Origin of the sequence: Brevundimonas sp. (assembly GCF_044239655.1) — a bacterium.
Lineage (GTDB): Bacteria > Pseudomonadota > Alphaproteobacteria > Caulobacterales > Caulobacteraceae > Brevundimonas.
Window position 1 is genome coordinate 45640 of record NZ_JBIIAY010000004.1, and the last position, 10237, is coordinate 55876.

General features: G+C 67.7%; 12 protein-coding genes and 1 pseudogene. 4 read left to right on the top strand and 9 right to left on the bottom strand.

Annotated features, from left to right (window positions below):
- Window positions 1-19: 19 nt before the first annotated feature.
- The 6 genes from ACILQR_RS01320 to ACILQR_RS01345 all read right to left on the bottom strand — a co-directional run bounded on the left by ACILQR_RS01320 (window position 20) and on the right by ACILQR_RS01345 (window position 4608).
- Window positions 20-322 carry a hypothetical protein gene (locus ACILQR_RS01320; RefSeq protein ID WP_395649718.1) on the bottom strand — a complete coding sequence of 101 codons (303 nt, stop codon included), beginning with the start codon at window positions 320-322 and terminating at the stop codon, window positions 20-22.
- Window positions 323-455: 133 nt separating this feature from the next.
- Window positions 456-659: a hypothetical protein gene (locus ACILQR_RS01325; RefSeq protein WP_395649719.1), complete on the bottom strand. Its 204-nt coding sequence runs from the start codon at window positions 657-659 to the stop codon at window positions 456-458.
- Between the two features lie 13 nt (window positions 660-672).
- Window positions 673-1095 (bottom strand): hypothetical protein, encoded by a 423-nt coding sequence (locus ACILQR_RS01330; protein ID WP_395649720.1) that lies wholly within the window; start codon window positions 1093-1095, stop codon window positions 673-675.
- Window positions 1096-1189: 94 nt separating this feature from the next.
- A complete protein-coding gene (locus ACILQR_RS01335) occupies window positions 1190-1585 on the bottom strand; it encodes a hypothetical protein (protein WP_395649721.1) in 396 nt (131 codons plus the stop codon).
- A gap of 124 nt (window positions 1586-1709) precedes the next feature.
- Complete coding sequence (motA, locus tag ACILQR_RS01340) at window positions 1710-2579, bottom strand: flagellar motor stator protein MotA (protein WP_395649722.1); 870 nt, start codon at window positions 2577-2579, stop codon at window positions 1710-1712.
- A gap of 226 nt (window positions 2580-2805) precedes the next feature.
- Window positions 2806-4608, bottom strand: a complete 1803-nt coding sequence (locus ACILQR_RS01345; protein WP_395649723.1) for a long-chain-acyl-CoA synthetase — start codon at window positions 4606-4608, stop codon at window positions 2806-2808.
- Window positions 4609-4842: 234 nt separating this feature from the next.
- Between ACILQR_RS01345 and ACILQR_RS01350 the strand changes: the two genes are divergently transcribed.
- Window positions 4843-5319, top strand: a complete 477-nt coding sequence (locus ACILQR_RS01350; protein ID WP_395649724.1) for a peptidase S1 — start codon at window positions 4843-4845, stop codon at window positions 5317-5319.
- A 152-nt stretch (window positions 5320-5471) separates the two neighbouring features.
- A complete protein-coding gene (locus tag ACILQR_RS01355; protein ID WP_395649725.1) occupies window positions 5472-6011 on the top strand; it encodes a hypothetical protein in 540 nt (179 codons plus the stop codon).
- A gap of 72 nt (window positions 6012-6083) precedes the next feature.
- Here ACILQR_RS01355 and ACILQR_RS01360 read toward each other — a convergent pair whose 3' ends face one another.
- The 3 genes from ACILQR_RS01360 to ACILQR_RS01370 all read right to left on the bottom strand — a co-directional run bounded on the left by ACILQR_RS01360 (window position 6084) and on the right by ACILQR_RS01370 (window position 8933).
- Window positions 6084-7400 (bottom strand): PQQ-dependent sugar dehydrogenase, encoded by a 1317-nt coding sequence (locus tag ACILQR_RS01360; RefSeq protein WP_395649726.1) that lies wholly within the window; start codon window positions 7398-7400, stop codon window positions 6084-6086.
- Between the two features lie 15 nt (window positions 7401-7415).
- Complete coding sequence (locus ACILQR_RS01365; RefSeq protein WP_395649727.1) at window positions 7416-7964, bottom strand: lipocalin family protein; 549 nt, start codon at window positions 7962-7964, stop codon at window positions 7416-7418.
- A gap of 63 nt (window positions 7965-8027) precedes the next feature.
- On the bottom strand, window positions 8028-8933 hold the full coding sequence (locus ACILQR_RS01370; protein WP_395649728.1) for a DUF1206 domain-containing protein: 906 nt from the start codon (window positions 8931-8933) through the stop codon (window positions 8028-8030).
- A 157-nt stretch (window positions 8934-9090) separates the two neighbouring features.
- Between ACILQR_RS01370 and ACILQR_RS01375 the strand changes: the two genes are divergently transcribed.
- Together ACILQR_RS01375 and ACILQR_RS01380 are read left to right on the top strand one after the other, a co-directional pair.
- Entirely contained in the window at window positions 9091-10035 is a 945-nt protein-coding gene (locus ACILQR_RS01375) for an ABC transporter ATP-binding protein (protein WP_395649729.1), read from the top strand.
- Window positions 10032-10237: pseudogene (locus ACILQR_RS01380) on the top strand (sugar ABC transporter permease); the annotation flags it as partial. The gene ACILQR_RS01375 and the pseudogene ACILQR_RS01380, both read left to right, overlap by 4 nt.

A 10237-nucleotide genomic window follows, 5' to 3' on the forward strand; every position in this document is an offset into this window, starting at 1 on the left:
TGCGCCGGACGATGCCTCTTTAGTGCTTCTCGGCGGCCGGGGCTGCGGCGGTCGGGGCCATGGAGCCCGTGGCCGGGGCCATGGCCGAGTCGGCGGCGGCCGGAGCGGCGGCGGCAGCGGCCGATGCAGCCTCACCGGCAGCGGCGGCGGCGTCGGTCGCAGCGGCGTCGGCGGTGGCAGCGGCGTCAGCGGCGGTGTCGGCGGCGGCAGCCGAATCGGCGGCGGCGTCGGCGGCCTTTTCCTCGGCCTTGGGCGTGCAGGCCGCCAGGGCGACTGCGGCGAGACCGGCGGCCGAAACGGCCAGCAGTTGGCGAATGGTCATCGTGGAATTCCTTCCTATGTCACGGGATCTTGAAGCCCCGCGAGGGAAGGATAGGTACGGGTCGCGACAAATCGCAAGTGATTTTCTCACGGGCCTGTGATCGCCTGTGATCGTCCGTGATCGGCGTGTCAGGTCAGTGCGGCTTCTTGTCGGGCGGCAGAACGGCGGCGTTGTCGTCGGAATCCGCGCCGATGGCCTCGGCAGCCTGGGTGCCGGGGGCGGGGGCATCGGGATCGGGGGCCGTCGCGGGCGGCGATGCGGCAGGGGCCTCCGGCTTGCGGTCGCAGCCGGCCGCCGCAAGGGCGAGACCGGCGAGCAGGATCAGGGACAGACGCATCACAGGCCTCCGGTCAGAAATTCAGGACGGGTTTTTCCGGCTCGCTCTTTTCAGGCGGCGGAGGTGTGGCCTCCCTCGGAGCAGGCGCAGGCGCGACGCGGGCACGCACCGCAGGCTCGGCGGCCGTGGCGGCCGTGGCGGCGGCGGTCGATGGCTTTTCGGGGATCGCCACCGTGATCGGCGCGGCGGCGTCCGCCGTCTCGGCATCAGGCTTTTCATCCGTCTTGGCCTCGGCCCTGGGCGCAGGCTCTGCGGCGGGCGGCGGGGTCAAGGGATTGTCGTCGAGCGGCAGGGGCACGGCATCGATCGGCTCAAGCGACGATTCCGCCGTCTGGCCGGGCGCGCCGGGCACCGAGGCCTGTTGACCGCAAGCGACGAGACCCAGGGTTGCGAGCGCCAGAACGCTCGCTGCCGTCGCCGTTGTCCGGTTCATCATGGTTGTGCCCCCCGTCCCGGCGCGGACAATCCTCCGGCCCGGCGCGAGAGGCAAGAGCCGAGCGGCGCGAAATCGAGTGCGCCGCTCCCTGTCGTCAGTTGGTCGGGCGGGGTGCCGTCGGGCCGCTGGAGGCACCGCCGGGCGACAGGGTCGGTTTGGTGGCGGCGATGGTCTCCTGGGCGTTCGGCACGGTCGAGGCCATGGGCTGGCCCGACATCGCGCCCGACCCGGCGGGACGCATCGTCTCCTGGCCCGAGCCGGCGTTCCCGGTCGAGGGCGCGCGGGCGGACATCGGGCCTGCTGGATCTGCGCCAGACGCGGCGGAGCCCGACGCCATCCCATCGTCGGCCGGAGCCATGGCACTGTCGGAGGGAGTGGCCTCGGCGGGCACGACGGAGGTGGAGGTGTCCGCGGTTTCCTCGGCGGGCTTGTTGCAGGCGGCCAGGGTCAGGGCGGCGGCACCGGCGGCGATCAGCAGGGCGGTCTTCATGGCACGGTCTCCTTCGCGACCTCGCAGGTCGCTGGTGGAGACGAAACGGTCGTCGGCGAGCCCTGTTCCCGCAACGCTTCAGCGCGGGGTGGCTCAGGCGTCGGTCGGAGCCGCCGCAGTCTTGTTACGCGTCGGTCGGAGCCGCCGCGAGGGCCTCTTCCATCTCGCTGAACGAGGGCTGGGCCGAGGAGGGGATGTCGCCACGGCCGATCTCGACCGAAATCTGGGCGGCGTTGCCGTGCAGGTGGGCGACCAGGACCGACTGGATGATCTTGTAGAAGGCCGCGTCGCTGTTGAGGATCCCGGTCAGTCGCGCAGCCAGCGGGCCGACCATGCCATAGGCGAGAAACACGCCCAGGAAGGTGCCCACCAGAGCGCCACCGATCATCCCGCCGAGGACCTCGGGGGGCTCGGTGATGGCGGCCATGGTCTTGATGACGCCCAGCACGGCCGCGACGATGCCCAGGGCCGGCAAGGCGTCGGCCATGTTCTGGAGGGCGTGTGCGGGGTCGAGAGCCTCGTGATGGTGCTTTTCCAGCTGCTTTTCCATCGCATCCTCGATCTGGTGAGGATCCTCCAGGTTCATCGTCATCATCCTCAGGGTGTCGCAGATGAAGTCGATAGCGAAATGGTCCTTCATGACCTTGGGGTATTTCTGGAAGATCGCGCTCTCGCCGGGCTTTTCGATGTGGCTTTCCAGGGCGATGACGCCCTTGGACTTCATCGTCTTGGTCAGCTGGAACAGCAGGGACAGCAGGTCCTTGTAGTCCTGCTTCTTCCACTTCGGCCCCGCGAAGGTGCGGCCGAAGCCTGCGAGAAGGCCCTTCAGCGTCGACGGGGAGTTGGAGATCAGGGTCGCCGCGACCGCCGCGCCGCCGATCATCATCATCTCGTACGGCAGGGAGTGAAGGATCACCCCCATCTTGCCGCCGGCGATGGTGTAGCCCCCGAAAACCATGGCGAACAGGACGACGAGGCCGATGATCTGAAACATGCAAACGTGTCCGGAGCGCAGGGATTGCGCCAACCATGACCGTTAATGCTTAAGGGGCTGTTAGCTGTGGCGCATCTCCCTCCCCCGAGGGGGAGGGTGGTCGAAGCGGAGCGAAGACCGGGTGGGAAGGGCAAGGCGAGTTCCGCGCCGTTGCGCCTTGCCGCCCCCACCCGATCGCTTCGCGATCTGCCCTCCCCCGAGGGGGAGGGAGAGGACGGAGTCCAGATTACAGCCGGAACGCGCCCGAGATGATTTCCTCGTAACCGGCAGGCGTCAGCTTCTGATAGCCGGCCTTGCCGCCGCGAACGTAGACGGACCCGTCGACCTTGGCCGGGTCAAAGCCATCGGTGACGAGATCGACCTTGCGGTATTTGAAGGTGCCCGTGGTCTCCAGCGTCTTGGCGATGCGCACGAACACCGGCCGGGCATAGGCGGGCAGGTGTTCGGCGGCATAGGCGTTGAAGCTGGTGGCGTTGAACCGGCTGCCGTCCAGCACCAGGGTGACCATCCCTGCCTTGCCTTCCTGGCCCGGGACGGGAACGCCGTAGGCGATGACCTCCTTGACGCCCGGCGCCTCGGTCAGGCGCTGTTCGACCTCGGAGGTGGAGACGTTCTCGCCCTTCCAGCGGAAGGTGTCGCCGATCCGGTCGATGAAGTAGAAATAGCCCTCCGAATCCTGGCGCATCAGGTCGCCGGTGCGGAACCAGCGGTCGCCGCGCGCGAAGACGTCGGTCAGGATCTTCTTCTCCGACGCGGCCTTGTCGGCATAGCCCGAGAAGTCGTGGCGGATGTCGTTGGCGATGGCGCCGATGGCTTCGCCGATCTCGCCCACGCGGGCCTCCTGGACCAGGCCGTTGTTGCCGCGCACGACCTCGTCGGTATCGACGTCGAACCGGGCCAGACGGATGTTGATCTGTTTCTTGAGGAATTTGGGCACGCGGCCGATCGCGCCGGCCTTGCCGTCGAAATTGAACAGGGAGACATTGCCCTCGGTCGAGCCGTAGAATTCCAGGATGCGGGGAATGGCGAACCGCGACTGGAAGTCGGTCCAGACGTCGGGGCGCAGGCCGTTGCCGTAGGCGAGGGTCAGTTTGTGCGCGCGCTCGTCGTCATGGGGCGGGCAGTTGACCAGGTAGCGGCACAGTTCGCCGATATAGACGAACATCGTCGCCTGTGAGGTCTTCACGTCGCTCCAGAAATGGGTGGCTGAAAACCGCTTGCGCAGGATCAGCCGGCCGCCGTTCAGCAGGGCAGGGCCCACCCCGACCAGACCGCCGGTCGAGTGATACAGCGGCAGGACGTTGTAGATCCGGTCTTCCGGCCCCGACTTCGTGCAGCCGGCGAAGGCGCGCATATAGGTGCGGGCGCGCGAATGCGGGATGCGCGCGGCCTTGGGCAGGCCCGTGGTTCCCGACGTGTAGATATACAGGGCCGTGTCGCGGTTGGTCAGGCCGGCACGCACGGTCTTGGGCGGGCGCACCGACGAGCCGCTGCGCACCGCATTGTCCAGATTGCGCCGCTCGGACGCCTCGTCCTCGGTCTTCAGGCCGACGACCCACAGCAGTATGGTGCGGTTCACATGGGCGCGAGCGGTCTCGACCTGTTTCCAGGTGTCCTCGTCGGCGACGACCTGGGCGACATTGACGATGTTCAGACAGTGGGCCAGGGCCTGACCCGACAGATTGGTATTGATCAGGGCCGTGGCGATCCCGACCTTGGAAAAGCCGATCCAGGCGGCCAGATATTCGGCGCGGTTGGTCATGACCAGACCGATCACGTCCGACCGGCGCAGGTTGCGGCCCCGCGCCCAGGTCGCATACCGGTTGGCCAGGGCGTCCAGCTCGCGATAGGTCAGGGACCGATGCTCGTCCTCGACCGCGACATTGTCGCCGAACCTGTCGACCGCCTCCTCGAAGTCGTCACAGACCAGGACGTCGCTGTCGAGCTGGATCGGCTTGATGCGGTTGAGCAGCGCGCGCAGGCCGAGGGCGAACTTGAGGTCGCGCCGAATGTTCGCTGCGAGACCCATGGTTGTCGTCACTCCTGATACGTCGCCTTGAGGCTGTGATGGGACATAGGCCGGGTCCGGGTCAACTCGCGTGGTGGGGACTTGCCGTCACAGGACGGATTTCAGGTCCGGCGTGGCGCCGTTGCGCCGGTGACGCGACGTCAGGAAGCGTGGCCTTGAAGGAGACGGTCCGGCGCGCATAGGATCGCCGTCAACCGATGTTCGGGCTGGCCGACGCGGATGGGAACCGATGCGATGCGAAACCTGATCCTGAGCGCCCTTGTCGCGGGCGCGGCCCTGCTGGGTGCGAACGCCGCGTCGGCCCAGGACATCGACAGCAGCACCAACTACGGCGAGCTCAATCTGTCGGCCGGCTTCACGCCCGATCCGGCCCTGCTCAGCCTGCTGGCGGGGGGCAGCGTCGACGCCGACGACCGGTTCGACGGCTGCACCGGCTATATCACCGAGAGCCCGGACGTGCGGCTGTTCTGGAGCGGCAGTTCCAAGGGCGCACCGAACATCAAGATCTCGGCCCTGTCGAACGCGGACACCACCATCATTGTCAACGGCCCTGACGGCCGGTGGTACTGCGATGACGATTCGGGCGAGGATTCCAACCCGGTCGTGGAACTGTCGCCCATGAACGGCCGCTATGAGATCTGGGTCGGCACCTATTCCGAAGGCGAGACCAAACGCGCCGTCCTGTCGATCTCGGAAGTGACCAGCTTCTAGGGCGGGCACCACAGTTTTCTTGAGTATAGGCTGCCGCGATCGGCAAGTGTCACGATTGTGGCGCGAATGGTGTTTCTTCGCGTCATAGTCGATTTGACGGAACCTCGATCGATCGGGGTGGTTTTTGTGGTCCAAGTTTCTGGAGGATCACGATGACCTACACCTATACTCAAGACACTCTGGCTCCTGTTTCGATCGAGCAGGACGCGGTCTTCACGCCGTCCTATGCGCGCCGCCCGGTGAAGCAGAAGAAGCTGAAGACCTGGATGGTGCTGGCCCCCATCGGTGCCCTGGCCCTGATCGGTGGTGCCGCGACCATGCTGCTGAGCGGCGGTGAGGAGACCCAGCCCCTGGCCGAGCCGGCCCCGACCGCCGTGGCCTCGACGCCGCTGGCCCCGGCGACCGTCAGCCCGCCGCTGAGCTCGACGCCGGTGGCGACGCCCGCTCCGGTCGCGGTGACTCCGGCCCCGGTGGTGCGTGAGGCCGCGCCGTTCCGCCGCGCCGCGCCTGTGACCCGTTCTGCGTCGGCGGCTGAGGCCTCGCCCGCTCCGCGCGTCGAGGCTCCGGCCGAACCGACCGGCCCGCAGGCCTGGTCGCCCTCGGTCGCAGTCCCAACGTCCAGCCCGGCGGTCACGACCCCAGCTCCCGTGACCCCGCCCGCCCCGGCGATCACGGTCCAGCCCCTGAACTAAGGGTTCTGTAGAGACAAAGAAGGCCCCGGCGGAGCGATCCGCCGGGGCCTTTCTTCGTCTGGACTTGCCGCGTCAGGCGGCGGGGCTGACCCGCCAGATGACGTTGCCGACGTCATCGGCGACCAGAAGCGCACCGGTCCGGTCCGTCTGGACCCCGACCGGACGGCCTTGGGCCTGGCTCTGCGCATTCAGGAAACCGGTCAGGACGTCCTGGGGCGGACCCGACGGCTTTCCGCCTGCAAAAGGCACGAAGATGACCTTGTAACCGCTGGGCTCGCTGCGGTTCCAGGAGCCGTGCTGCCCGATGAAGGCCCCGTTGCGGAACCGGGGCATGGTCGTGTCGTCATAGAAGGTGAGGCCCAGGGACGCCGTGTGGGCCCCCAGCGCATAGTCCGGACGGATGGCCGAGGCGACTATCGCGGGATTGGCGGGCTTGACCCGCTCATCGACGGTCTGACCGTAATAGCTCCAGGGCCAGCCGTAGAAGGCCCCCGGCGTCACCGAGGTCATATAGTCGGGCACCAGATCGTCCCCCAGTTCGTCACGCTCGTTGACCGCGACCCACAGCATCCCGCTCTCGGGGTTCCAGGCCATGCCGACCGGGTTGCGCAGGCCGCCGGCATGGATGCGGCTGACGCCTGTCATCCGGTCGATCTCCAGAATTGCGGCGCGGTTCGTCTCTTCCGCCATGCCGTGGTCGGCGATGTTGGAGTTTGACCCCACCCCGACATAGAGCTTCGATCCATCCGCACTGGCGACCAAGCTCTTGGTCCAGTGGTGGTTTCGCTGTGCCGGCAGGTCGGTGAGCCTGGTCGGAGGCTCCGAGGCCTCGGTCTCGCCGTCCTGGTAGGGCACGCTGACGACGGAATCAGCGTTGGCGACGTAGAGCCGTCCTCCGGCCAGGGCCATGCCGAAGGGCGACGTCAGGCCCGAGAGAAAGACCGACTTCATCTCGGCGATCCCGTCGCCGTCGGCGTCGCGCAGCAGGCTGATGCGGTCAGCGCTGGGCGTCACCGACCCGGCCTTCTTCATGAACAGGGCCTGGAAGAAGCCCTTGATGCCCTCGTCCTTCTTGAGACCTTCCGGCTTGGGCGGGGCGGCGCTTTCGGCGACCAGGATGTCGCCGTTGGGCAGGCGGTAGATCCAGCGCGGATGATCGAGCCCGCTGGCAAAGGCCTGCACCCTCAGGCCCGGTGCCGCGATCGGCGTGGCCCCGGCCGGCCAGCCCACGGCGTCAGCGACCTTCACCGTCGGGAACATCGCCTTGTGCGGCTCGGGCAGTGTCGGATTGCTCCCGAACCCGGCCGAGGGGGGCAGGGGCGCGGGCCCTCCGCAGGCCGCCAGGGCCAGGGCGGCGGTCGAGGCCAGGATCAGGGCGTGTCGGGACATGGTCGGGCTTTCGGATCAGTTCGGAAGCGGGGCGGGAAACTCGAGACGGTCGGTATCATAGCCCAGGGCGCGGGCCCGCTGGACCAGCCGCTCCAGCTCGGCCGGCGACGGCGCGGTGCGCGTATAGATCCACAGCCGATCGAAGGTCGGGTCAGCCGAGATGAACCAGCTGTAGGCCTCGTCGTGATCCAGGATCCAGAAATCCCAGGTCACCAGACCCCCGAAATAGCGGGCGCGGAACTTCGTGTTCGCCCCGGGGTCCAGGATGGTGGCGCGCGCCCCGATGGCCTTCTCCTTGCCGGTCGGGGTCTTGTCCTGACAGGTGTCGCGTAAGGTCAGGCTGTCGGGACCGGTCAGGCTGTAGCTTGTCGTGCCGGCGACGCAGCCGTCGGTCAGCCGCATCGGGGTGCGCCCGATCTCGAGCCAGCGACCGCTGTACAGGCGCTCGGCATCGACGGCCTTCGCAGGTTGCGGTGCGCGATAGGCGGACAGGGGCGGGGCGGTGACGCAGGCCGACAGGGCCATGGCGGCGCTGGCCGCGACCAGAAGGGTTCTCAGGGACATGGTCCGCTCCATAAGCGCATCTGCAATCCCGCAGCTACGTCGAGGTTCCGCCCCCGGACGCGCTCAGCCGACGCTCAGATCGCGCGGCGGGCTGATCCGGCGAAAGCGCGCCTCGATGAAGGAAAACACCCCGAAGGCGATGAAGCCCAGGGCCACGCACCCCAGGACCCAGGGCCCCGCGGGCTGGGCCGCCAGTCCGTCCAGGGCGTCGCCGAAGGTGCGGACCTCGGACGCCCGCGACCGCAGGCCGCCCAGAACCACGAACACCCCCAGCGGCAACAGCGACACCCCCTTGGCCACATTGCCCGCCTTGGCCAGGGGGGCCAGGCGTCGGCAAAGGGTCTCCGAACAGGTCAGCCGGCCGATGAAGTCGGCGCGCAGGCCGTTGACAACATTGCCGATCCCGATCCCGACGATCGTCAGGCCGATGGCGATCAGCAGCAGATCGCCGGACGGAAAGGCCAGGACGCGCGCCGCCGCGTCATGGGTCGCGACGGCCCCCTCGATCCGTGCCTGGACCGGGCGATCGATCCACAGCAGGCGAAACGCCGTCAGGGCCAGCACCAGGTGGACCAGGCCGTTCGCCCCCTGTCCCGCCCGCTTCATCAGCCCGTCGCGCGAGCGCCCTTCATGGTCGGCGTCGAACACCGATTGCAGCACGCACCACTGGAAAAAGGCCAGCAAGCCCAGCCCCAGCAGCAACAGCCAGACCCGGCCCAGCGGCTGGGCGGCCAGCCAGACCGTCGTCTCCTGCGATCCCGCCGCCTCGTCGAGCACCCCCAGGGCCGCCAGCAGGGTCAGGACTCCGGCCGACAGATAGACGAAGCCGAGCGCCCCATAGCCGATGCGGGCCGCCGTCTCGATCGCATGATGGACGGGGCGGTGCCTCGGCGTGACCAGGGTCTTCACCAGGGGAATGCGATGCGCCCAGCGGTCGAGCCGAACGCGCGCGGTATCGATGATGTTCACGGTGCGAGCCTCCCGACCGGCATCAACACCTGTGGCTTTCAAAGGCTCCCCGGGACGGAGGCGATGCAAAGCCGCCCCTTGCGTCTTGAGCGGCGGGCGAACGTCGCCATATTGCGCGGGCGGGCCGGACGAGAGCGTCGGGCGCCGGGGAGCCTTCATGCCGTCCGCCATCACCATCACGGGTCTGACCAAGACCTACAAGTCGGGGCTGCAGGCCCTGAAACAGGTCGATCTGACCATCGAGCGCGGCGAGATCTTCGCCCTGCTGGGCCCGAACGGGGCGGGCAAGACGACCCTGATCTCGGTCGTCTGCGGCATCGTCTCGCCCTCGACCGGCACGGTCATCGCCGACGGGCACGACATCCAGAAGGACTACCGCCTCGCGCGCTCGAAGATCGGCCTGGTGCCCCAGGAGCTGACCACCGACGCCTTCGAGACCGTGCTGGCGACCGTGACCTTCTCGCGCGGCCTGTTCGGCAAGTCGCCGAACCCGGCCTTCATCGAACAGGTACTCAAGGACCTGTCGCTGTGGGACAAGAAGGACTCGAAGATCATGACGCTGTCGGGCGGCATGAAGCGGCGGGTGATGATCGCCAAGGCCCTGAGCCACGAGCCCGACATCCTGTTCCTGGACGAGCCGACCGCCGGCGTCGACGTCGAGCTGCGGCGCGACATGTGGGGGCTGGTCCGAAAGCTGCGCGATCGCGGCGTGACCATCATCCTGACCACCCACTATATCGAGGAGGCCGAGGAGATGGCCGATCGGGTGGGGGTGATCCTGAAGGGTGAGCTGATCCTGGTCGAACAGACGGCGACCCTGATGAAGAAGCTGGGCAGGAAGACCCTGACGCTGAACCTGACCGAGAGCCTGACCGCCGTGCCGCCCGAACTGGCGCGCTGGAACGTCAGTCTGAACGCCGAGGCCCATGAACTGGTCTATGAGTTCGACGCCAATGCCGAGGACACCGGGGTGCCGTCCCTGATCCGCGCGCTGGAGGAGCTGGGCATCGGCTTCAAGGACCTCAATACAAAGCAAAGCTCGCTCGAAGACATCTTCGTCAGCCTTGTCCACCGCGATAAGACGACCGGAGCCGCCGCATGACCTTCAACGCATACGGCGTCTGGGCGATCTACCGGTTCGAGATGGCGCGGGCCCTGCGCACCCTGTGGCAGTCGGTGGTCACCCCGGTGATCACCACGGCCCTGTATTTCGTCGTCTTCGGCTCGGCCATCGGCGGGCGGATGACCGAGGTGGACGGCGTCGCCTACGGGGCCTTCATCGTGCCGGGCCTGATCATGCTCAG